Origin of the sequence: Micromonospora zamorensis, assembly GCF_900090275.1 — a bacterium.
Taxonomy (GTDB): domain Bacteria; phylum Actinomycetota; class Actinomycetes; order Mycobacteriales; family Micromonosporaceae; genus Micromonospora; species Micromonospora zamorensis.
In genome coordinates this window covers 1,293,589-1,317,141 of the sequence record NZ_LT607755.1, presented here as the reverse complement: position 1 = coordinate 1,317,141, position 23,553 = coordinate 1,293,589, and the positions used below count along the sequence as shown (strand labels likewise).

The window sequence follows — 23,553 nt, the reverse complement described above, 5'->3', positions numbered from 1 at the left end:
GGGGCAGCGGGCCGGCGGCCGAGTCAATACCGTCGGCGTTGATGCTGACCGTCATCTGGGGCGCGATCGCGGCCCGCCGTGCACAGGCCATGGCCGTGCTGCTACTCGCGGTGCTCGCCAGCGCCGCCGCAGCGGCCGCACCGAGCTATGTCGCCGCGGCCGGGCAGGCCCTGTGGCGCTACGAACTGTCCACCGCGCAGCCGAACGAGCTTCGGATGCGACTCGCCGATCCCGTCGAATATCCGGGGATGCCCGGCGATCCCACCAGGACGGTGTTCGCCGGCAAGGTCCGGCAGTTGACGCCGGCCGGTTTCGACGTCGTCCTGGGCGCCCAGAGTGGCGGTGTCGCCGCCGGTCGTGCCGGCACGGTGACCTCGAACCTGACCTATCGGGCGGGGGTCTGCGAACGCGTCACCGTGACCGGCGCCTGCCCCCGGGCCATCTCCAGGGGTCAGCTCCCCGAGGTCATGGTCAGCACGCACACCGCGGCGCGGCTCGGTGTCGCCGTCGGGGATCAGTTCACGTTCGGCGTGGTGCCGGTGCGGGTGGCCGGCATCTACCAGCCGCTGGACGTGAAGGACCCGTTCTGGCTTGGCGAGGAGTTCATCCGGCCACCCCCGGCGGACTCGACCAGCACGTCGATCCCGGGCAGCGCCGAGGACGCCATCTTCAGTGCCGAGTCCTCGCCCCTCGTCGACGAGCAGGTGATCCTTTTCCGGTCGACGGCCGATCTCTACGCCACCGAGCAGTTGCTGGACAGCCGATCGATAGAGGACCTGCAGGCGGCGGTCGCGGTGCTGGAGCGCGACGGGAGCCGTGAGGGCTTCGGGGCCGGCACTTCCCTGCCCAGTCTGTTGGACCGCGTCACGCTGCAACGCGGGCAACTGGCCGACGGTGTGGCGCTGGGCGCGGGGCTGCTCGTCCTGCTCTGCTGGCTGGTCCTCTTCGTCGCGGTTGCGTCGGCGGCCGACCAACGGCGACCGGAGCAGGGCCTGCTCCTGCTCCGCGGGGTGCAGCGCCGACGACTGTGGGCGCTGGCGATCGGCGAGCACGCCGTGCCCGTGCTGGTCGCGATTCCCCTCGGCTGCCTGGCCGGTCTGGCCGCTGCCAAACTGCTCGCCGCGCACACCCTCCCGACCCACGTCGACGTCGTGGTGGACGCGACCACGGTCGGATTCGCCACCATCGGCGCCGTCGGCGCACTCGCCGCGGTGCTGCTGGCCCAGGCTCGGATGATGTCCGCGCCGGTCGTCGACCTGCTGCGCCGGGTGCCGGCACGGGTACGGGGATGGCGGGCGACCATCGGTGACGTCGTCGCGGTGTCCATCGCTGTGGCCGCCGTGGTGCAGTTACGCTCCGGCGGATCGCCCAGCGGCCTCGCGCTGGTGGCGCCGGTCGCCGGAGCGCTCGCCGCAGGTGTGCTGCTGGCGCGGGTCGCGATGATCGCCGGAGCCGTGGTGGGTGCGCAGCTGCTCCTGCGCGGCCGGACGGCGGTCGGCCTCGCCCTGGTGCAGGTGGCCCGGCAACCGCGGTTCCGACCCCTGATCGCCCTCCTCACCGTTGTCGTCGCAATGCTCGCCTTCACCGTCGCGACGAGTGAGGTCGCCTCGGCCGCCTACCGCGACCGGGCGGCCGTCGAGGTCGGTGCGCCCCGCGTCGTCGAGGTCGACGCGACCTCCCGTTCACACCTGTTGACAGCCGTGCGGGCGGCCGATCCCGAGGGCAGCTTCGCGATGGCCGCCGTGGTGTCGGGTTCGCCCGACGCGGCCGGCACACCGCTGCTGGCCGTGGACTCCGACCGGCTGGCGACGGTGGCCGCGCCGCATCCGTCCTACGGCGTGTCCCTGCCGGACGTCGCCCGAGACATCCACCCGCCCGCACCGGGCGCACCCGTGCAGCTGCGAGGGCGACAGCTCATCATGGCTCTGTCCGCAGACTTCGACGCCGAGGTCTTCGCCGGGAATCGGGTCCGCCTCGCGATCACGATCTCCGGCCGGAACGGCACCCGTGTGGTCCTCCCTCCCCGCGACGACATCCAGCCCGGCCAGAAGGATTACGTCCTCCAGGTGCCCGAGTGCGCGCAGGAATGCCGGATCGTCAAGATCGAAATCGACGCTCCCGTGGTGCCCCGGCCACTCAGGGTCCAGTTCGAGGAGCTGCGCACCGCCGAAGGCGACGGCGAAGGCGGGACCGTCGTGCTGACCGGCGCGCAACTCGCCGATCTGCAACGGTGGCGGCTGCTCGATCCGAACGACACGTCTCTCAACGCCGCGAGCGGGACCAAGGCGGGGCTGGTCCTCGATATCCCCGAAGCCCGGCGGGCAAGGCCGGCCGGCGTCGGTGTCGCCGATGCGCCGTTCCCGCTGCCCGTCTACCTGACCCGGTCGAAGGGGACGGGGCTCGGCGGGTCTCATCCGTACGACGGTGTCGACGGGACACCGACCAACGGGTCGGTTCGAGGCCTGGCCGACCGCCTGCCGCGGCTCGGTGGCTCCGGTCTGATCGTCGACCTGGAGTACGCGGACCGACTCGCCGTCGCCAGCCAGAACGGCAGCGAGGAGGTCTGGTTGGCGCAGTCGGCGCCCGCAGACGTCCTCGACCGGCTTCGCGCACAGGGTCTGGTCGTGCGAGGTGACCGGACGATCACCCGCGTACGAGAGGACTTCGATCGACAGGGAGCGGCGTTGGCGCTGCGCTTCAACGTGTTCGCCGCGCTGGCAGGGGTGCTGATCGGGGCGGCCGGCCTGGTGGCGACGGCCTCCGCCGAGCAGCGCACCCGGGTGGCCATGCTGGTGGCCCTCCGGCGGCAGGGGTTGCCACCACGCGCCGTGCGTGGCGGCTACGGGTGGCCGGTCGTGTTCGCGGTGGGGTCGGGTGCTCTCGTCACCCTGGTGATCTGGCTCCTCACCCGGCGCGGGCAGCGTCTGTTCAGTGACGGCCGCTCACCGGTCCCGTTACCCGACTGGCCGGACGTCGGCCGGCTGCTGTTGTTCGCGGTGCCGGCCGTCATCCTGTTCGCCCTCACGGCGGTCGTGCTCGGTCGGATCATCGCCGCCTCGGTGCGCCGCCGGAGCGGTCGATGACCGCCGCGCGGCAGGACGAGCCGGTGACCGCCGCACAGCCGGCCGGGGGTGTCGCGGTCACCTGCCACCGGCTGATCCACATCTACCCCACCGCCACCGGCGACGTCGTCGCGCTCTCCGGCGTGGACCTCAACATCGCAGCCGGCGAGATGCTGGCGCTGGTGGGTCCGTCCGGCTCCGGCAAGTCCACGTTGGTGGCCATCCTCGGTGGGCTCATGCAACCCTCCGCCGGGCGGGTCTACGTGGGCGACCACGAGCTGTCCCGACTCTCGTCCAAGGGCCTGGCCGCCCTGCGCGGGGCCACGGTCGGCACTGTGCTCCAGGGCGCCGAACGCAACCTGCTGCCGCACCTGTCGCTGTCCCGCAACATCTGGTTGGCGCAGCGACCCGCGGCGCGCCTCGCCGGACGCCGGCTCGACCCACCGGAGGCGATCCTGGACCTGGTCGGTCTCGCTGGTGCCGGCGCACGGCGGGTGAGCGACCTGACCCCGGGGCAGCGCCAGCGGGCCGCTCTGGCGCAGGGGCTCGCCGCCGGGCCCGGCCTGCTCCTGGTCGACGAGCCGACCAGTCAGCTCGACGTGGCCGGTCGCGACGAGGTGCTCGCGGCGCTGGCCACCGTCAACGCGGAGCGGGGCACCACGGTGGTCGTGGTGACCCACGACGGCGAGGTGGGCGCCCAGCTCGGCCGAGCGGTCACCATCCGCGACGGCCGGGTCGGCGCCGAGGGGCGTAACGGCCGGGACTTCGCCGTGGTGGCCGGTGACGGGACGATCCAGTTGCCGCCCGAGACGTCGGCGGCCTTCCCGGCCGGGACGTTGTTCGAGGTCGACCACAACGATGAGTCGATCACTCTGCGTGCCGTGGCCGCACCGTCGTCCCTCGGCGGAGACGACGGGGTGGCCAGCGCCAGCGGCGAGCCTGACCACGCCGTCTGAACCTGGTTGAACGCGTTGCCGTCGTTGTCGTCGGTGCAGCACGTTCCGTCAGGTGAGTGGGGACGGCGACTCGGCCCCGGGTATCACCAGCTTCGGTGCCCCTGACCCGTCGGCCGGGACGCTCCACACGTCCGGGCGGCCGTCGCTCTGCCGCAACGTGTAGGCCAGCGTGGTGTCGTCGAGCCACGCGGCCTGGTCGTCGACGCTTGTCGTCTCGGCCGTCGCGGTGACCCGCATGGTCGCCAGGTCGAGGACCGAGAGACGCCAACCCTTCGCCGGATCGGCGTCGATCGCCTCCTTGAACGCGAGCCGGGTGCCGTCCGGTGACAGCGACGGGCACTCGACGTTCTCCTTCAGCGTCTCGACCGTACGGGCCGCGAGGTCACCCCGCACGAGATACCTCCTGCCCCCGGTCGACATGGTCGCGTAGAAGCGGTTGTCGTCGGCGGTGAAGGTGACACCCCAGTAGTTGACGTCCGGGTGGCGGTAGCTCCGGCCGTCCCGGGTGATCGCGAACTCCTCGAGTGAGGCCACCGTGACGCCGGTGGTGGTGTCGAGGATGCCGGTGCGGGTGGAGAAGCCACTGGAGGTGTAGGAGTCGCCACCGACGAACGTCGTCCAGGAGACCATCCGGCCGGAGGCCGAGACCCGGGCCCGGTTCGGCAGGCCCGGCACGCTGATCGCCCGCGTCTCGCGCAGCGCCGCGTCGAGCACGACCATCCGGTACGACCACGCGGTCTCCGGCTTCAGGCAGACACCGGTGCCGGCGGCGGCGTACACCCGGAGGCATTCCAGGCCGGAGACCGTACGCGACCCGGCGGGGTCGGCCGTCGCGACGGTGGACACGTACCGGTCGGTGATCGCCAACAGGCGCGGGCCGGGTGTCAGGGTGACCGCCTGGTCGCCGGCGGCAGGAGGCGGCGGCGGGGCAGGTTCCGCCGCCATGGCCACATAGCCGGCGGCCACACCGCCCAGCAGCACGGCCGAGGCGACCACCACACCGATCTTGGCTCGGGTCGACATCGCGGTCATCGGGGCACCTTCCGGGTGATCAGGCGGGACGGGGAGGCCAGCAGGAGGAGCGTGCCGACCAGGACCCCGGCGACGGCGACGGCCGCCGCGCGGATCGCGTTCTCCGGTCCCCACGCCTGCCAGGCGAGACCGAACAGGACGGAGGAGACGAGGTACGCCAGGGCCTGCCCGGTCTGCACGAGCGCGATACCGGTGGTCCGCAGCCGCGCCGGCAGCACCGGGCCGGCGAGCGCGATGAGCACGCCGTCGGTGGCCGCGTAGAACGCGCCGTACAGGGCCAGCGTCAGCGCGATCAGGGGCCAACCGTCGACCGGACCGGCCAGCAGCAGGTACGTCGCGCCGAGGGCGGTGTAGCCGCCGATCACCACGGGCAGGCGGCCGATCCGGTCGGCGAGTACGCCGAGCGGGGCGGCGAGCAGCAGGTAGGCCAGGCTGGTCCCCACCGCGAGCAGTGGAAACCAACGCAGACCGAGGTCCTCCCGGCGTTGCAGCAACAGGTAGACGAAGCCGTCGCCGATGGTGGCCAACCCGAGCATCGCGGCGGCCAGCACCAGTCGGCGGGCGGGTCCGCTACGCAGCAGACCGAACACCTCGCGCACGGAGACCGTCGGGTCGCTCGGCTGCTCCGTCGGCTCACCGGCCGGACGCTCGCGGACGAAGAGCACGAGCACGACCACGGCCAGGGCGGCGACGCAGAAGCTGGTGACGAAGACCGCGTCGTAGGACTGCCCGACGAGCAGCAGGACCGCGAACGCGGCGAGCGGCCCGAGGAACGCCCCGAAGCTGTCCATCGCCCGGTGCACCCCGAACGCCCGACCCAGCGCCTCGGGTGGGCTGGAGAGCGTGATCAGCGCGTCGCGCGGGGCGCTGCGTACACCCTTACCGAGCCGGTCGACGGCGATGACGGCGCCGATCGCCGGTATCGACCGGCCGGCGAGCAGCAGACCGAGCTTCGCGACCGCCGAGAGCGTGTAGCCGATGCCGGCGATCAGCTTGCGCCGCCGGAACCGGTCGGCGGCGAAGCCACCGACGACCCGCAGCAGGGCGGTGGCGCCGGTGTGGACGCCGTCGAGCACGCCGAAGGCCACCGGGCTGAGTTGCAGGCCCAGCACCAGATAGAGGGGTAGGACGGCGGCCACCATCTCGGCCGAGATGTCGGTGATCAGGCTGACCGTGCCGAGTGCGACGACGTTGCCGCTGACCAACGCGAACCGCCGGCGCCGTGGTCCGGGTCCGGGTTCCTCGGCGGCCGGCCGGGAGACGGTCGACAGGTACACGAGCATCTCCTCGGGTCGACGACTGACGGTCAGCCATCGTGGCGACCGGGTCGGAGGGGCCGCAAGGGACTGTGGGCGTCACGCAGACATGCGACGGATGAACAGGTGACGAACATCGAGAAGTTTCGCTGTTTGAGCGTACTGTTCATCTGGCGGCAGTGCGTCGGTTCATCGGCCTTCCTACATTCCTTGCGCTCTCCACCCGCAGAGAAGGGGTCCTGGATGGACATTCGATTCGCCCGCCCACCGCTGACGCTGGCAACGGCCGCGGTGCTCGTCGTCGCCAGCGCCGCCGTCGTCCTCACCGGCTCGGTCGCGGCGTCGGCGGCCAGCGTGACGTTCACGCCGGTCGCCGACACCTACGTCCAGAGCGACACGGCCTCCACCAGCTACGGCACGTCAACGCAGATCGTGGTCGACAACTCGCCGGTGCGGCGCTCGTTCCTGCGCTTCACGGTGAGCGGCGTCAGCGGCACGGTGACCGGCGCCAAGCTGCGACTGCGCACGATCAGTGGCAACAGCGGCAGCGACGCCGGTGGCACGTTCCGCCGCATGTCCAACACGACGTGGTCCGAGACCGGCACCACCTGGAACAATCAGCCGACCATCGACGGGGCCACGCTCGGCACGGTCGGCGCGGTCAGCGGCAACACCTGGTACGAGGTCGACGTCACGGCGGCGGTCACCGGCAACGGCACATACAGCTTCGGTGCGACCTCCTCCAGCGGCGACGGCGCCTACTACGACACCCGCGAGAGCGGGGCCGACGCCCCGCAGCTGGTGGTCACCACCGGGACCACGCCGCCCCCGTCCGGGGACCCGGTGCTCGTCGGCGCCGGCGACATCGCGGACTCGGGTTCCGGCGACAGCGCCACCGCGACGTTGCTCGACAACATCCCGGGGACGGTCTTCACCACCGGCGACAACGTCTACGACAGCGGCACCGCGTCGCAGTTCAGCAGCTACTACGAGCCCACCTGGGGTCGACACAAGACGCGCACCCGCCCGTCGCCGGGCAACCACGACTACAACACCTCGGGAGCGACCGGCTACTACAACTACTTCGGTACGTCCGCCGGCCCGAGCGGCCGCGGCTACTACTCGTTCGACCTCGGCAACTGGCACATCGTGTCGCTCAACTCGAACATCAGCATGTCGGCCGGCTCGACCCAGGAGCAGTGGCTGCGCGCGGACCTGACCGCCAGCAGCAAGCCGTGCACGCTCGCGTACTGGCACCACCCGCTGTTCACGTCCAGCTCCAACCACGCGCCGTCGACGTCGACGCGTCCGCTGTACCAGGCGCTCTACGACCACAACGCCGACGTCGTGGTGTGGGGGCACAACCACGTGTACGAACGGTTCGCGCCGATGAACCCCTCCGGCGGCGCGGACGCCAGCCGGGGCATGCGCAGCTTCGTCGCCGGGATGGGCGGTGCGAGCCACTACGGCTTCGGCACCATCCAGCCCAACAGCGAGGCGCGCAACAGCTCGGCGTGGGGTGTCCTGAAGTTCACCCTGCACTCCGGCAGCTACGACTGGCAGTTCGTGCCGGTGGCCGGGCAGACCTACAACGACAGCGGCACCGGCAACTGCCACTGACCGCGTGATCCCGCTGCGTCGTCCGCGGCGCAGCGGGATCGTCTCGCGCCCGGCCCTGCGGCGCTTCGGTGTCGCCTCCCTGGCAGGCCCTGGGTGTGTCCGGCTCCTGTCGAGCTGCCCCGGATATGGGGCAGCTCTACAGGACCACCGACAGATGGGGTGCACCCCGCGGGGCGGCTCAGGCATCGGCGCGGGAAGCCCTCAACCAGCGTGCCGGGCGCCGGCGCGGGGCCGAGGCGGGCACGGTGTGCCTACCGACCACCCATTGACGCGTGGCCCCTGTCCGCGGAGGCGGGCAGGGGCCACTGTCGTGCTGTTGCGACGTCAGCGGGCCGTGCCGGCCCGGCGCTTGTTGTAGACGTCGAAGGCGACGGCGACGAGCAGGACGAGACCCTTCACCACCGACTGGGTCGACTGGTCGATACCCATCAGCTGCATGCCGTTGCTCATCACCGCCATGATCAGACCACCGACCATCGCGCCCACGACGGTGCCGACACCACCGGTGACCGCCGCACCGCCGATGAAGGCCGCGGCGATCGCGTCCAGCTCGAACATGTTGCCGGCGGCGGGCTGGGCGCCGTTCGACCGCGACGAGTAGATGACGCCGGCCACCGCGGCCAGGAAGCCCATGTTGACGAACATCCAGAAGTTGACGGTCCGGACCTTCACGCCGGACAGCGCCGCCGCCGACAGGTTGCCGCCGATCGCGTAGACCTGGCGGCCGAAGACGGTACGCCGGGTGAGCAGGCCGTAGACCAGCACGAGGACCGCGAGGATGATCAGCACGATCGGCAGGCCACGGGCGTGCGCCAGCTGCCAGGCGAAGTACATGATGACCGCGCCGACCACGACGACCCGGGCGACGAACAGCGGGAACGACTCGACGGGCTGCTGGTAGCGGATCCGCGCCACGCGGGTGCGGAAGCCGCTCACCGCGTAACCGGCCACCGCGACGGCACCGATCAGCAGCGTGAAAGCGTCAAAACCGTTCCCGCCGAGCAGGCCGTTGAGGAAGCCCGCCGCGACCTGCTGATATTCCGACGGGAACGGCGACAGCGAGATGTTGTCGAGCACCCGCAGGGTGAGGCCCCGGAACAGCAGCATGCCGGCCAGGGTCACGATGAAGGCCGGGATGCCCGCGTACGCCACCCAGAAGCCGTGCCAGGCACCGACCGCGACACCGACGGCGAGCGCGGCGAGGACGCCCACCCACCAGGGATAGCCCTGTTGGATCACCAGGACGGCGGACACCGCTCCGGTCAGCGCGACGACCGACCCGACCGACAGGTCGATGTGCCCGCCGATGATCAGGATGACCATCCCGATCGCCAGCACCAGGATGTACGAGTACTGGAGAACGATGTTCGTGATGTTGCCCGGGCTCAGCAGCACCCCGTCGGTCAGGATCGCGAAGAGCCCGACGATGACGACCAGCGCGACGTAGATCCCGCTCTGCCGCAGGTTGTTCAACACCAGCGCCCGCAGGTCGCTCGTCCCGCTGTGCAGGGCGGCGGCGGGTGTGCTGTCCGGGGGCGTCGGGCGCTCCGTCGAAGGGGTCTTGATGCTGGTCATCCGACGAGCTCCTTGTCCTTGGTCATCAGCTCCATGAGGCTCTCCTGAGTCGCCTCGGCCACCGGCATCTCACCGGTGATCCGGCCGGCGGCGAGGGTGTAGATGCGGTCGCACATCCCGAGCAGCTCCGGCAGCTCGGAGGAGATGACGATCACCGCCTTACCGGCGGCCACCAGCCGATTGATGATCGTGTAGATCTCGAACTTGGCGCCGACGTCGATCCCTCGGGTGGGTTCGTCGAGGATCAGCACGTCCGGGTCGGTGAACAGCCACTTCGACAGCACGACCTTCTGCTGGTTGCCGCCGGAGAGCTTGCCCACCACCGCCATGACGCTCGGCGTCCGGATGTTCATCTCCTTGCGGCTCGCCTCGGCAACCTTGATCTCCTCGTTGCCGTTCACCCAGCCCAGGCGGGACAGCCGGTCCAACGCGGCGGCGGACACGTTGCGCCGCACGTCGTCGATGAGGTTGAGGCCGTACCGCTTGCGGTCCTCGGTGACGTACGCGATGCCGTTGTCGATCGCCTCGGCGACGGTACGCGCGTGCACCTCGCGCCCGCGCACGAACAGCCGGCCACTGATGTCACGGCCGTACGAGCGACCGAACACGCTCATCGCCAGCTCGGTCCGCCCGGCGCCCATCAGACCCGCGATGCCGACGACCTCGCCGGCGCGGACGGACAGGCCGACGCCCTCGACGACCTTCCGGTCCTGGACCGGGTGCCGCACCGTCCAGTCCTCGATCCGGAGGACCTCCTCGCCGGGGGACGACTCTCGGTCGGGATAGAAGCTGTCCAGGTCGCGCCCGACCATCCCCCGGATGATGCGCTGCTGGGTCACCTCGTCGGACTTCATGTCCAGGGTCTCCACGGCGCGCCCGTCCCGGATGACGGTGGTCGAGTCGGCGATGGCGGTGATCTCGTTGAGCTTGTGCGAGATCATGATGCAGGTGATGCCCTGCTCCTTGAGGGCCCGCAACAGGTCGAGCAGGTGCGCCGAGTCGATGTCGTTGAGTGCGGCCGTCGGCTCGTCGAGGATGAGCAGACGCACCTTCTTCGACAGCGCCTTGGCGATCTCCACCAGTTGCTGCTTGCCGACGCCGAGCTGGATGACGGGGGTGACCGGGTTCTCGTGCAGCCCGACGGACGCCAGCAGCTTCGCCGCTTCGGCGTTGGCGAAGTTCCAGTCGATGAGCCCGCTGCGGCCACGCCGCTCGTTGCCGAGGAAGATGTTCTCCGCGATCGACAGGTACGGCACCAGGGCGAGCTCCTGGTGGATGATGACGATGCCATTGGCCTCGCTGTCGCGAATGCCCCGGAACTGCATCGGTTTGCCGTCGAAGAGGATCTCACCGTCGTACGAGCCGGACGGGTGGACGCCGGACAGCACCTTCATCAGGGTGGACTTGCCGGCGCCGTTCTCCCCGCAGATGGCGTGGATCTCCCCGCGACGCACCGCGAGGGTGACGTCCTCCAGCGCGGTCACGCCGGGGAAGGTCTTGGTGATGCGGCGCATCTCCAGGATGGTGTCGTCCATGGTCACTGTCCTCTGTCAGGTCGGACGCGGTACACCACAGCGTCGGGCCCGGCGATGATCGCCGGGCCCGACGGGTGGCTTACTTCTTGGCCTGACCGGCGGCGACCTCTTCCGCCGTCCAGTAGCCGGAGTCGATCAGGGTCGCCTTGATGTCGTCCTTGTAGACGGTCGCGATCGGCAGCAGGTACGCCGGGACGACCTTGACACCGTTGTTGTACGTCTCCGAGTCGTTGGCCTGCGGCTGCTTCTTCTGCAGGAACGCCTCGGCGGCGTTGACGGCCTGGTCGGCCAGCAGGCGGGTGTCCTTGAAGACCGTGGAGCTCTGCACGCCGTCGTTGATCAGCTTGATCGAGGCGATCTCCGCGTCCTGGCCGGTCACCACCGGGAGCTTCTTCGCGCCGCTGCCGTAGCCGGCGTTCTGCAGGGCGGTGATGATGCCGCGGGAGATGCCGTCGTACGGCGACAGCACCCCGTCGACCTTCGAGCCGTCGTTGTAGCTGGAGGTGAGCAGGTTCTCCATCCGCTTCTGCGCGGTCTCCTGCTGCCAGCGCAGGATGGCGACCTGCTCGGGGGTGGTCTGCTTGGACTTGACGATCAGCGTGCCGTTCTCGATGAACGGCTTCAGCGTGTCCATCGCTCCACCGAAGAAGTACTGGGTGTTGTTGTCATCCAGCGACCCGGCGAAGAGCTCGACGTTCAGCGGCCCCTTGGCCGTGCCCTTCGAGCCGTCCTTGTTCAGCAGGCCGAGGCCGACGAGCAGTGCGGTGCCCTGGGCGACGCCAACCTTGTAGTTGTCGAAGCTGACGTAGAAGTCGACGTCCTTGCTGCCGCGGATCAGCCGGTCGTAGGAGATGACCGGGATCTTCGCGGACGCGGCGGCCTGCAACTGGCTGCTGAGCGCGGTGCCGTCGATCGCCGCGATGACCAGAACGTCCGCGCCGCGGGTGATCATCTGGTCGACCTGCTGCGACTGCGTGGGGATGTCGTCACCGGCGTACTGGAGGTCGACCTTGTAGCCCTTGGCCTCAAGCTTCGACTTCACCGCGTTGCCGTCGGCGATCCACCGCTCCGAGGTCTGGGTCGGCATGGACACGCCGATGGTCAGGTCGCTGGGCTTGTCACCCCCGCTGCTGCCGTTACTGCCCGCACCCTCGCCACTGCACGCCGCCAGGCTCAGCGCCAGTGCCGCGCTGCCCAGAGCAACCAGGAATTTCCTGCCCACGGGCTTCTCCTCTCTGGACTCCCCGCGACTGCCGGGGCCAACTGTCATCTTTCGGGTAGTGTTAGCGCTCACAAAGTTCACGTCAACACCAGAGCCGAAATACCGGTGTCACGGTCTCGTAACGGAGCATCCAGGCGAGCGTAGTCATGCGGTCGGTCAGCGGGAAGTGGTTGACGCGACGACTCACCGTCATCGGCGCGACCCCGCACAGAGCGGTGCCCGCCGACGACGACTGTCGTCAGCGGGCACCGGCACTTCCGAGGATCAGGTGGGTTGCCCCGACCTGGTCGGTCGGCCGACCCGATCGGCTATCGCCGCGTCCACCGCTGGTTCGCCGCCCCGGTGCAGGTCCAGAGAAGCACCGTGGTGCCGTTGGCCGTGGCGTTGTTGTTGACGTCCAGGCAGAGCCCGGACTGGGCGCCGCTGATCGTCCCGTTGGCGTTGATCGCCCACCGCTGGTTGGCTCCCCCGTTGCAGTCCCAGATCTGCACCTTGGTGCCGGCAGTGGCGTTGAGGGGTGCGTCCAGGCACTTGCCGAGAGCCTGGAGGGTCTGCCCGTTGAGGGTCCAGTTCTGGTTGGCGGCGCCGTTGCAGTCCCAGATCACCGGCTGGGTGCCGTTGGTGGTGTTGCTCTGCGGAACGTCCAGGCAGCGGCCGGAGGCGGCGCTCGCGAACGCGCCCGACGTGGTCGGCGGCGGAGTGGTCGTCCCACCACCGCTGACCCGGAACACCACGGTGCCGTGCGCGGGGACGCTGGCACTGATCGTCCCGCTGCTGGAGCTGGTGCCACCCGTCCACGCGTCCACCAGCGTGAACGACGAGCCGGACTTGCCGACGGCCGCGGCCGTGGTCGAGATCGTCGTCGTCGAGCCGCCCTGGTTGAGCAGGGCGACGGCGACGTCACCGTTGGCGAGGGGCTTGGCCAGCACCCGACGGGTGCCGTCGAAGGACACCTGCGTCCCCTGCAACCCGAGCGAGTCCTGGTTGATCGCGATCAGGTTGGCGTTCTTGAGGATGGTCTGCGTCGCGGAGTTCATGTTCCGCACGTCGTTCCCGGCGATCAGCGGAGACGCCATGATCGCCCACATCGCGAAGTGGCTGCGCATCTCCGTGTCGTTCATGCCACCCCGGCCGACCTCCATCATGTCCGGGTCGTTGAACCCACCCGGCCTCGCGTAGGACGCCAGCGGGACGGTCACGTTGATGATGTTCTGGATGCCCATCGGGTAGCCGTTGCTCTGACCGGTGTCCCACGCGTTGGTGATGTCCTCGGTGGTTCGCCACATGTTCGCCACGTCGCCCCAGTTGCGCTGCGGGCCGGTCTTGGCGTGGATGCTGTTCGGGTTGATGCTGTAGACGATCGGTCGGCCGGTCGCGGCCAGCGCGTCACGCATCTTGGCGAAGGTGGTCACCTGGTCGTTGATGCTGCCCTCCGGCGAGCACCAGTCGTACTTGAGGAAGTCGACGCCCCAGGCGGCGAACTGGCGCGCGTCCTGCACCTCGTGGCCCCGGCTGCCGGTCGCGCCGGGGTAGGCGCCGAAGTACTGCGCGCAGGTCTTGTCGACCGGCACCTGGTACAGGCCGAACTTCAGGTTCCGGGCGTGCAGGTAGTCGCCGAGCGCCTTCATCCCGCTGGGGAACCGGCTGGGGTCGCCCTGGATGTTGCCGGAGCTGTCCCGGTTGGGGTTGAACCAGCAGTCGTCGACCACGACGTAGTTGTAGCCGAGGTCCCGCATACCGCTGCTGACGATCGCATCGGCCGTCTGCCGGATCAGCGCCTCGTTGATGTTGCAGCCGAACGAGTTCCACGAATTCCAACCCATGGGGGGAGTACGCGCCACCCCGTTGTCCAGTGCCTGCGCTGCGGGGGCGCGCAGGCCGACCAGAGCGCCGGCGAGCAGCACTCCGGCCGCCAGTACGCTCCCCCAGCGACGACCTCGGGTTATGCGGTTCATCGAGCCTCCTTGTCGGTGGCGCCCGCCCCTGACTACGATCTTGGGTCGCTGGGCCTATTGCTGGACGCCAATATTGTTAGCGTTAACAGAGACGCCCATCATGTTACGGCGACATTTCATGAGGTTCAATACCTTGCTCTCGATGCATTGCCGAGCATCGATAGGGGCGCTCTGCGGCAATCCAACCGCGTCCGTCGACGGACGAGCGTCAGCGACGCGGTGGCGCGACGCTCTCGCGGGAGACCAGTGTCGGGGCGACGGTCTGCCGTAGTGCCCCGCCGGTGCCCGACTCGATCTGGCTCAGCAGCATCTGCAGGCTCGCGCGCGCCACCGCGTCGAAGTCCGGGCGAACGGTGGTCAGCGGTGGAATGAAGTACGCCGCCTCGGGCACGTCGTCGAAGCCGACGACGCTGATGTCGTCCGGCACCCGCTTGCCGAACTCGTGCAACGCCCGCAGCACGCCCAGCGCGAGATGGTCGTTGGCGGTGAAGACCGCGGTGACCTCCGGCATCCGCGCCAACATCTGCCCACACCGGTAACCCGAGGCCGCGGACCAGTCCCCCGGCATCAGCGGTGGCGGAACCAGCCCGGCGGCCAGCAGAGCCTCCCGCCAGCCGTCGATCCGACCAACGCTGTCGAACCAGTCGGACGGGCCCGAGACGTGCCAGACGGTGCGGTGCCCCGCGTCGAGCAGATGTTGCGTCGCCGCTCGGGCACCCGCCACCTGGTCGACAGTCACCAGTGGCACCGGTCGGCTCGGGTCACCGTCGACCGTGACCAGCGGGACATCCTTCGGCAGGCGTTCCAGCGCCTCACCGGCCGACTCGACGGGCGCGATGACCACGATGCCGGCGACGCGGTGCGACAGGTGCCGCTCGACTGCCGCCGAGATGGACCGGTGGTCCAGGTTGCGGACGCTGCCGACACTGACCGCGAAACCCTCTTCGGCGGCGGTCTGCTCCAACGCCGCCAGCAGTGACGCGGGACCGTAGAGCGTCGTGTTCTGTGCGACCACGCCGATGACCTGCGATCGACCGGTCACCAGCGCGCGTGCCGCGCCGTTCGGACGGTAGCCGAGTTCGGCGATCGCCGCGCGCACCCGGAGCCGGGTCTGCTCACGGACGTTGGGGTGCCCGTTGAGCACCCGCGACACCGTCTGATGGGAGACACCGGCGAGACGAGCAACGTCCGTCATCGCGGGACCGTGGACGGCCATTTCGCTCCCCCCGCTACGTCTCCGGCCCGCAGCCCGTCGACGTCGACTGGAGCGGCCCGGCCCGATCCCCCTCGCTCAGTCACCACGCCGGTGCTGAATCCCAGGTGACCAGCGCTGGATCGCCGACAGTCTACGCCAGCCACCGCCCCGAACACGGGACGGCGGTAGGGGGTCCGCGCAACGCGCCAGAGCCGCGCAACGCATCTCCCACCTGGAGTACGCGGCCAAGCGGCGTACTCCGTCGTTGCCAGACGCCACGCCGGCCTGCCCTACGCTCCCTGGACAGAGCGTGGAGCAGGCCGGCGACGGCATCACGCGGTGGCGCGGGCTCGACGGGCCGGCGGGCACGTGCGCGCCCACGCCACCGGATCAGACCGATCCTGTTGTGACTGGTGTCACGGCGTTGTCAGGTCGAATCGACGCACGGTGACAGCGCCACCGAGCGCCTGGGTCGCATGGTTGAAGATGGCGAACCGGTAGCCCATGAAGAACTGCCAGTTGTTCGCCAGCGTGAGCGCGTTGCCGAACGAGGTGAAGTTGACCCCGTCCGTGCTGTACGAGAAACGCGCCTGCCGACCCGATCCCGGTCTGATGTCGGCGTTGGCCCGCAACCAGATCCGGCCACCGGAGACAGCGGCGCTCGCCACCTCGCTGCCGGTGCTGGTGGTGTTCCAGCTGCCGTCCATCGTCAGGCCGTTCTGCATGACCAGACGTGTCGACCCGTTGTCCCGTCGGACCCCGATCCAGGCTGACGAGTTGCGCAGCACCGCCAGGCCGGTCCGGTCACCGTCGCGCATCGTGGAGTAGTCCAACTCGATCGTCGCGGTCGAGCTGGGGCCCTGGATGCGGTGGGTCAGCGTGTTGCGCGCCTTGTACAGGTCGCCGGTGACGGTGGCGGTCTGCAGGTTCAGCCCGTTGTTGACCGCCCACTTGCTGTTGTCCGGGTTGTGGTTCCACTCCCACTGCGGGCCGAGGGTGGTGCCGGCGAACGTGTCGGTGCCGGTCAGCGGTTTGACCGCACGCGGCGGCGCGGGCAGGTTCGGCTTCGGGTACGAGGTGCCCCAGGTGCCGTTGACCGTCTGCAGCACCGGCCAGCCGTCGCCGGTCCAGGTGATCGGGGCCATCGCCGGCATCCGACCACCGGGGTACGCGTCGACGAAGGACATGTAGTACCAGTCGCCGTTCTGGGTCTGCACCAGCCCACCCTGGTGCGGCACACCGCCACCGGAGATCGGGCCGGGCAGGTTGAGCAGCACCTGACGCTGCTCGTACGGGCCGAACGGGCCGTTGGTCGACTTCAGCACGTACTGGCCGTTGGCCGGGCGGGTGAGCCAGATGTAGTAGGCGCCGTTGCGCTTGTAGAACCGGGCGCCCTCCAGCGTGCCGATGCTCGACGGCGTCGTGTAGACCTGCTGGGCGCGAACCTGCGACTTACCGTCCGCGGACAACTGCGCCACGCTGATGGTGCCGTTGCCGTACGCCACGTACATGGTGTCGTTGTCGTCGATCAGCATGCCGGCGTCGTAGTAGCAGTTGGGGATGGTGGTGTGCTTGCTCCACGCACCGTCGACGGCGGACGCGGTGTAGATGTGGGTCTGCGCGAAGTCGATGCACCCGGCCCAGTAGTACGTCCGGTTGCTCGGCCGGTAGTTCAACGTCGACGCCCAGATCCCGTCGACGTACGCGTTACCGCCGCTCATGTCGTACTTCGAGCCGAAGTCGAGCCGGGGCACCGAGTGACCGGCGAACTCCCAGTTCACCAGGTCGTACGAGCGCAGCACCGGCGCTCCCGGCGAGTAGTGCATGGTGGACGCCGACATGTAGTAGGCGTTGTCGACCCGGATGATGTCGACGTCGGCGAAGTCCTGCCAGACCACCGGGTTCGAGTACGTGCCGTTCGACGGCGGCGGCGTCGTGGGGTCGGTCCCGCCGTCGACGCGGACGAGCTGCCACTGCTGGTTGGCGCCGTTCCAGTCGTCGTACTGCACGATGTTGCCGCCGTCGGCGGTCGAGGCGCCCTGCACCTCCATCGCCTTGTTGCTGTTGCGGTTGATCAACCGGACGTACCCGCCGTCCGAGTCTGCCAGCCGGAACTGCTGGTTGGTGCCGTTGTTGTCGGTCCACTGCACGACGCTGGCGCCGTTGGCGGTCGAGCGGCCGGAGACGTCCAGCACCTTGCCCGACAACCTCGACTTGAGTCGGTAGTAGCCGCCTCCGGAGTCGACGAACTGCCACTGCTGCTGGTTGCCGTTGTTGCGCGTCCACTGCGTGATCCGCGCGCCGTCGTTCGTCGCCAGGTTGTACACGTCCACGGCCTTGCCGCTGTTGCGGTTCACCAACACGTACCAGGCGCTGGTGTCGACGGTGGCCGCTGACGCGGGCGACGAGGCGACGGCTACGGCCGCGCCACCGACCACCAGTGTCATAGCGGCGACGGCGAGTCTCGACAGCCACCCGCGCCGACGTGGCGCACCTCGGGGAACCCGACCGATGGAAAGCATGATCCTCCTCTGCTGACGCGAACCGAGCGGTCTGGGTCGGCGTCCGCGGCACCGGGCGGGGCACCGAGTTGACCCGCGTCCGACCTTGTGATCGCTAACACCGCCAGCCCGACCGTCGCGGCGACGAGGTGCCGCAACCGAGGGGGTGCAACGCGCGCATGGCCGGACAGTCAAGACATCGACCATCTTGGCTATAGACTGTGAGCGATAACATGCTGTTAGTCAAGACGTAACACAGTCGGCCCGCGTTCCTGCCAGGACCACGCGCGAACGGGTGGCCACCCCGGCCCGCAGGCAGGGATGGACCACCCGTTTCCGGACGCTCCGAGCGAATGGATCAGAAGCCGCGCGCCAACCGGTAGTAGGCCTGGTTCCAGCGGATCTCGTCGGCGAAGCGGCGGGGCTGGGTGTCGGCGTCGATGACGACCAGTTCCGTGCGGCTCATCTCGGCCAGGTCGTGCAACTCCTCCACCCCCACCGCCTGCGACAGAACGGTGTGGTGCGGCGCGCCCGCGGTGATCCACGACTCCGCCGACACCGGCAGGTCCGGTCGCGGACGCCAGACCGCGCGGGCCACCGGCAGCCGGCGCAGCGGCTGCGGCGGAGTGACCACGTCGATCTCGTTGGCGACGAGCCGGAACCGCTCCCCCATGTCGGCCAGACCGAGCACCACCGCCGGACCGGGCGCGGCGTCGAAGACCAACCGGACCGGGTCCTCCCGCCCGCCGATGCTCAGCGGGTGGATCTCCACGTTGGGAACATCGGAGGCGATGGTCGGACAGACCTCCAGCATGTGGGCGCCGAGCACCAGCTCCTCACCCGGGGTGAGGTCGTAGGTGTAGTCCTCCATGAACGACGTGCCGCCGTCCACGCCCACCGACATCGCCTTGAGCGTGTGCACCAGGACCGACGTCTTCCAGTCGCCCTCGCCACCGAAGCCGTAGCCGTCGGCCATGAGCCGCTGCACGGCGATGCCCGGCAGCTGACGCAGGCCCCCGAGGTCCTCGAAGTTCGTGGTGAAGGCCCGGAACCCGCCCGCGTCCAGGAACGTGCGCATGCCCAGCTCCAGGCGGGCCGCGTACCGCAACGAGTCGTGCCGATCGCCGCCGGGCAGCAGGTCGCCGCCGATGCGGTAGGTGTCCTGGTACTCCTTGACCAGGTCGTCCACCTGCGCGTCGGTGACCTGGCCGACCACCTCGACCAGGTCGTTGACGCCGTAGGTGTTGACCGAGACCCCGAACCGCAGCTCCGCCTCGACCTTGTCGCCCTCGGTCACCGCGACGTCGCGCATGTTGTCACCGAAGCGGGCCAGGCGCAGCGACCGCATCGCCGACCAGCCGAGCGCGGCACGTGCCCACGCCCCGACCCGGGCGGTGACCCGCGGGTCGCTGACGTGCCCGGCCACCGTCTTGCGGGCCACACCGAGACGGGTCTGGATGTACCCGAACTCCCGGTCGCCGTGGGCGGCCTGGTTCAGGTTCATGAAGTCCATGTCGATGTCGTTCCAGGGCAGCAGCACGTTGGCCTGGGTGTGCAGGTGCAGCAACGGCGTCTGCAACGCGTCCAGACCGGAGATCCACATCTTCGCCGGAGAGAAGGTGTGCATCCAGGCGATGACCCCGACGGCACCCTGGGCGGCGGCGTCCCGGCAGACCTGCAGGATCTCACCACTGTTGGTCAGGACGGGCTTCCAGACCACCCGGGCGGGAATCTGCGGCGAGTCGTCGAGCGCGGCCGCGATCTGGCGGGACTGCTCGGCGACCTGCCGGAGCGTCTCCTCGCCGTACATGCCTTGGCTGCCGGTGAGGAACCAGATCTCGGGTTGGGTTTGTGGTGCCATGGGGTTGCCTTCCGCGAGAGGAACTGTCACTTGTAACGAATTCCGATGAGGCGCTGGAGGAGGATGAACGCGAAGAGCAGACCGCCGATCACGATCTTCGTCCACCAGGAGTTGAGGCTCCCATCGAAGGTGATGAGGGTCTGGATCACGCCCAGCACCAGGACGCCGAGCACCGTGCCGAACACGTAACCCGAGCCGCCGGTGAGCACCGTGCCTCCGATGACGACGGCGGCGATGACGTCCAGCTCCATCCCGACGGCGATCAACGGCGCGCCGGAGAGGGTGTAGAAGGACAGCAGGATCCCGCCGATCGCGGAGCACAGACCGCTGATGGTGTAGACGGCGATCCTGGTCCGCCCCACCGGCAGACCCATCAGCAGGGCCGACTGGGGGTTGCCGCCGATGGCGTACACGTTGCGTCCCAGCCGGGTGTAGGCCAGCACGTACGCGGCGACGGCGACCACGACGAAGGCGATCAGCACGCTGATCGAGACGAAGTTGCCCCGGGGATCACCGATCCGTTCCTGCGACATCCTGGTCCAGAACCCGTCCGTGATCGGGATGGACGAGCCGGAGATGAACGTGCACATCCCCCGGGCGAAGAACATCCCCGCGAGGGTGACGATGAACGGCTGGATGTCGAAGAAGTGGATGGCGCAGCCCATCAGCAGACCGAGCGTCGGCCCGATGAGCAGGGCGATGACGAGCACCAGCGCCGCCGGCAGGCCCTCCTGGAGCAGCCAGGCCGACACCATCGCCGTCATCGCCACGACGGACCCGACCGACAGGTCGATGCCGCCGGTGAGGATCACGAAGGTCATCCCGATCGCGACCACGAGCAGGAAACCGTTGTCGATGAAGACGTTGAAGATGACCTGCACGTTGGAGAACGCCTGGTACTGGGACACCCCGATGCCGTACATCACCAGCAGGAGGACGAGCGTGGCCAGGACCGGTATCTGCCGCCTCGGCAGCCGGAACCGGGCACGACCAGCGGTGAGCGATCCAGTGGTCATGCCGGTACCTGCTCCTTCGGCTTGTCGGCGATGGTGGTGGGCTTCGGCGCGCTGCGCCTGCGGCGGGCGAACCGGGCCCGGAAGGCCGGCGCCTGGATGAGGCAGACGGCGATGACGACGACCGCTTTGAACAGCAGCGAGGTCTGCGGTGAGATGTCCATGGCGTACACCGTGGTGGTCAGCGTCTGGATGATCAGCGCGCCGATGATCGTGCCGCTGAGGAAGAACCGGCCACCGGCGAGGGACGTACCGCCGATGACGACGGCGAGGATGGCGTCCAGCTCCACCCAGAGGCCGACCGCGTTGCCGTCGGCACTGGAGACGTTGGCCGTCATCATGAAACCGGCGATCGCGGCACAGACGGCGCTGAGCACGTACGCGAGGAAGATGACCCGGCCGGAGCGGATGCCGGCCAACCTGCTCGCCTCGGCGTTGCCGCCCACCGACTCGACGATCATGCCGAGTGCGGTGCGCCGGGTGAACGCGGCGACGAGCAGTGCCGCGGCGAGGGCGATGAAGATGGCCAGCGGCAGGGTGAACAGGTGGCCCAGCCCGATCGCCCGGAACGGCTCTGAGTTGATGGTGATGATCTGACCCTGGGTGATCAGCTGGGCGAGGCCCCGGCCGGCCACCATCAGGATCAGGGTGGCGATGATCGGTTGGATCCCGATCACGGCCACCAGCACGCCGTTCCAGGCGCCGAGCACGAGCGCGACGCCCAACGCCATCGCGAGGGCGGTCAGCACCACGACAAGGCTGTTCTGGTCGGACTGCTTGCTGATGTACATGCAGGCGATCGCGCCGCTGATCGCACACACCGACCCCACCGACAGGTCGATGCCGCCGGTCGAGATGACCAGGGTCATCCCCAGCGCGACGAGGATCAGTGGTGCGCTCAGCCGCAGGATGTCGATCGGCGAGCCGTACAGGTGCCCGTCCTTGAGCTCGATCGACAGGAACCCGGGCCGGTAGATCGTGTTCGCGGCGAGCATGACGACCAGCACGGCGACGGGCCAGAACAACCGGTGACCGGTCACCGCCCGGTAGCGGCCCATGGTGGCGTTCATCGGTCTGCCTCCTCCCGGTGGGACCCACTGGCGATTGTCTGCATGATGCGGTCCGCGTCCAGGGTGTCATCGTTGGCGAGCTGCGCGACCATCTGCCGGTCCCGCATCACGGCCACCTTGTGGCTGAGGCGCAGCACCTCCTCCAGCTCGGCGGAGATGAACAGCACCGCCATGCCGCCGTCGGACAACTGGGTCACGAGCTTCTGGATCTCGGTCTTCGCGCCGATGTCGATGCCCCGGGTCGGTTCGTCGAGGATCAACAGTCGCGGCTCGGTGATCAGCCACCGGGCCAGGAGCACCTTCTGCTGGTTGCCACCGGAGAGGTTGCGGACCGGGACCTCCGGGTCCGCCGGCCGGATGTTGAGTGCCTTGACGTACTTGTCGACCAGCTCGTCCTGCCGGCGACGCGGGATGGGCCGCAACCAGCCACGGGCGGCCTGCATGGCGAGGATCATGTTCTCGCGGACCGACAGGTCGGCGACGATGCCCTCCGCGCGACGGTTCTCCGAACAAAAGCCGATGCCATGGTCGATGGCCTGGGCGGGGGTGCGCAGGCTGCTCGCCGTGCCGTCCACCGCGACCTGACCGCCGTCGGTCCGGTCGGCGCCGAACAACAGCCGCGCCACCTCGGTACGCCCGGAGCCCAGCAGGCCGGCCAGACCCACCACCTCGCCGGCGTGGATGGTGAGGCTGAACGGCTCGACCGCGCCACCGCGGCCGAAGTTCGACACCGCCACCAGTGGGGTGCCCTCCTCCAGCGCGGCCAGGTCCCGGCGGGAGTGCTCCTCGATGCCTTCGAGGACGTCGAGTTCCTTGCCGATCATCTTCTCGACCAGGGAGAGCTGAGGCAGCTCGGTGGTTAGGTACTCGCCGACGAGCCCACCGTTGCGCAACACCGTGATGCGGTCGGCGATCTCGTAGACCTGGTCGAGGAAGTGGGTCACGAAGAGGATCGCGATGCCCTCGTCACGCAGCTGCCGCATGATGCGGAACAGCTGGGCCACCTCGCCGGCGTCCAGGCTGGACGTCGGCTCGTCCAGGATCAGCACCCGAGCCTTGATGTCGATCGCGCGGGCGATGGCGACCATCTGCTGGATAGCCAGGGAGTACGAGCCGAGCGGCGCGCTGACGTCGAGGTCGAGGTCGAGGCGGGCCAGCAGCGCCCGGGCCCGGCGGCGAACCTCACCCCAGTGCACGGCGCCGAGGCGCCGGGGCTCGCGGCCGATGAAGATGTTCTCCGCCACCGAGAGATTGGTGCAGAGGTTCACCTCCTGGAAGACCGTGCTCACCCCGGCGGCGGTCGCCTGCATCGGCCCGCTGAAGGAGACCGGCTCGCCGTCGAGGGTGATGGTGCCCTCGTCGGTGTCGTAGACACCGGTCAGCACCTTGATGAGGGTCGACTTGCCGGCGCCGTTCTCGCCCATCAGGGCGTGCACCTCGCCGGGAAAGAGCCGGAAGTTGACGTCGTGGAGTGCGCGCACCCCGGGGAAGGACTTGCTGATCCCGGTCATCGTCAGGACCGGACGGCTATCCGTCATCCCATCAGACCTCTTCTGGGTTGTCGACACGGAAGGGCCGCCACCGCCCCGTGCGCCCGCCCGGTCGTCCCTGGGGATCGTCCGGGCGGGCGTGCTGCGGGATGGTCGCGGGCCATGCCCGGTCCGTTGCGGGTAGGGGGACGACGCGGCGGGGCCGCCACG

General features: G+C 69.3%; 15 protein-coding genes. 3 read left to right on the top strand and 12 right to left on the bottom strand.

Annotation, left to right across the window (positions count from 1 at the left end; all coding sequences use genetic code 11):
- Nucleotides 1-41: 41 nt before the first annotated feature.
- Together GA0070619_RS05960 and GA0070619_RS05955 are read left to right on the top strand one after the other, a co-directional pair.
- Complete coding sequence (locus tag GA0070619_RS05960) at nucleotides 42-3,083, top strand: FtsX-like permease family protein (protein ID WP_088947132.1); 3,042 nt, start codon at nucleotides 42-44, stop codon at nucleotides 3,081-3,083.
- A complete protein-coding gene (locus tag GA0070619_RS05955; protein ID WP_088947131.1) occupies nucleotides 3,080-4,018 on the top strand; it encodes an ABC transporter ATP-binding protein in 939 nt (312 codons plus the stop codon). Before GA0070619_RS05960 ends, GA0070619_RS05955 begins: the two co-directional genes overlap by 4 nt.
- A gap of 48 nt (nucleotides 4,019-4,066) precedes the next feature.
- Here the strand turns inward: GA0070619_RS05955 and GA0070619_RS05950 are convergent, their stop codons facing one another.
- Together GA0070619_RS05950 and GA0070619_RS05945 are read right to left on the bottom strand one after the other, a co-directional pair.
- Nucleotides 4,067-5,050 (bottom strand): TolB family protein, encoded by a 984-nt coding sequence (locus GA0070619_RS05950; RefSeq protein ID WP_088947130.1) that lies wholly within the window; start codon nucleotides 5,048-5,050, stop codon nucleotides 4,067-4,069.
- Nucleotides 5,047-6,333, bottom strand: a complete 1,287-nt coding sequence (locus GA0070619_RS05945; RefSeq protein WP_088947129.1) for an MFS transporter — start codon at nucleotides 6,331-6,333, stop codon at nucleotides 5,047-5,049. Before GA0070619_RS05945 ends, GA0070619_RS05950 begins: the two co-directional genes overlap by 4 nt.
- 216 nt (nucleotides 6,334-6,549) lie before the next feature.
- Here GA0070619_RS05945 and GA0070619_RS05940 point away from each other — a divergent pair, with 216 nt between their 5' ends.
- Nucleotides 6,550-7,926, top strand: a complete 1,377-nt coding sequence (locus tag GA0070619_RS05940; RefSeq protein WP_088947128.1) for a CBM96 family carbohydrate-binding protein — start codon at nucleotides 6,550-6,552, stop codon at nucleotides 7,924-7,926.
- A 324-nt stretch (nucleotides 7,927-8,250) separates the two neighbouring features.
- Here the strand turns inward: GA0070619_RS05940 and mmsB are convergent, their stop codons facing one another.
- The 10 genes from mmsB to GA0070619_RS05890 all read right to left on the bottom strand — a co-directional run bounded on the left by mmsB (nucleotide 8,251) and on the right by GA0070619_RS05890 (nucleotide 23,391).
- Complete coding sequence (gene mmsB, locus GA0070619_RS05935) at nucleotides 8,251-9,501, bottom strand: multiple monosaccharide ABC transporter permease (RefSeq protein ID WP_088947127.1); 1,251 nt, start codon at nucleotides 9,499-9,501, stop codon at nucleotides 8,251-8,253.
- The gene (mmsA, locus tag GA0070619_RS05930; RefSeq protein WP_088947126.1) at nucleotides 9,498-11,036 is read right to left on the bottom strand and encodes a multiple monosaccharide ABC transporter ATP-binding protein; all 1,539 of its coding nucleotides are present in this window, start codon (nucleotides 11,034-11,036) and stop codon (nucleotides 9,498-9,500) included. Before mmsA ends, mmsB begins: the two co-directional genes overlap by 4 nt.
- A 79-nt stretch (nucleotides 11,037-11,115) precedes the next feature.
- Nucleotides 11,116-12,258: a multiple monosaccharide ABC transporter substrate-binding protein gene (gene chvE, locus GA0070619_RS05925; protein WP_088947125.1), complete on the bottom strand. Its 1,143-nt coding sequence runs from the start codon at nucleotides 12,256-12,258 to the stop codon at nucleotides 11,116-11,118.
- A 308-nt stretch (nucleotides 12,259-12,566) separates the two neighbouring features.
- Entirely contained in the window at nucleotides 12,567-14,213 is a 1,647-nt protein-coding gene (locus tag GA0070619_RS05920; RefSeq protein ID WP_088947124.1) for a glycoside hydrolase family 27 protein, read from the bottom strand.
- Nucleotides 14,214-14,421: 208 nt separating this feature from the next.
- A complete protein-coding gene (locus GA0070619_RS05915; RefSeq protein WP_172861988.1) occupies nucleotides 14,422-15,408 on the bottom strand; it encodes a LacI family DNA-binding transcriptional regulator in 987 nt (328 codons plus the stop codon).
- Nucleotides 15,409-15,824: 416 nt separating this feature from the next.
- Nucleotides 15,825-17,930: a family 43 glycosylhydrolase gene (locus GA0070619_RS05910; protein ID WP_088947122.1), complete on the bottom strand. Its 2,106-nt coding sequence runs from the start codon at nucleotides 17,928-17,930 to the stop codon at nucleotides 15,825-15,827.
- 337 nt (nucleotides 17,931-18,267) lie between these two features.
- The gene (gene araA / locus GA0070619_RS05905) at nucleotides 18,268-19,770 is read right to left on the bottom strand and encodes an L-arabinose isomerase (RefSeq protein WP_088947121.1); all 1,503 of its coding nucleotides are present in this window, start codon (nucleotides 19,768-19,770) and stop codon (nucleotides 18,268-18,270) included.
- 26 nt (nucleotides 19,771-19,796) lie between these two features.
- Nucleotides 19,797-20,786: a galactofuranose ABC transporter, permease protein YjfF gene (gene yjfF, locus GA0070619_RS05900; RefSeq protein ID WP_088947120.1), complete on the bottom strand. Its 990-nt coding sequence runs from the start codon at nucleotides 20,784-20,786 to the stop codon at nucleotides 19,797-19,799.
- A complete protein-coding gene (locus GA0070619_RS05895; RefSeq protein WP_088947119.1) occupies nucleotides 20,783-21,853 on the bottom strand; it encodes an ABC transporter permease in 1,071 nt (356 codons plus the stop codon). Before GA0070619_RS05895 ends, yjfF begins: the two co-directional genes overlap by 4 nt.
- On the bottom strand, nucleotides 21,850-23,391 hold the full coding sequence (locus GA0070619_RS05890) for a sugar ABC transporter ATP-binding protein (protein WP_088947118.1): 1,542 nt from the start codon (nucleotides 23,389-23,391) through the stop codon (nucleotides 21,850-21,852). The genes GA0070619_RS05895 and GA0070619_RS05890 overlap by 4 nt, the downstream gene beginning before the upstream one ends.
- Nucleotides 23,392-23,553 lie beyond the last annotated feature (162 nt).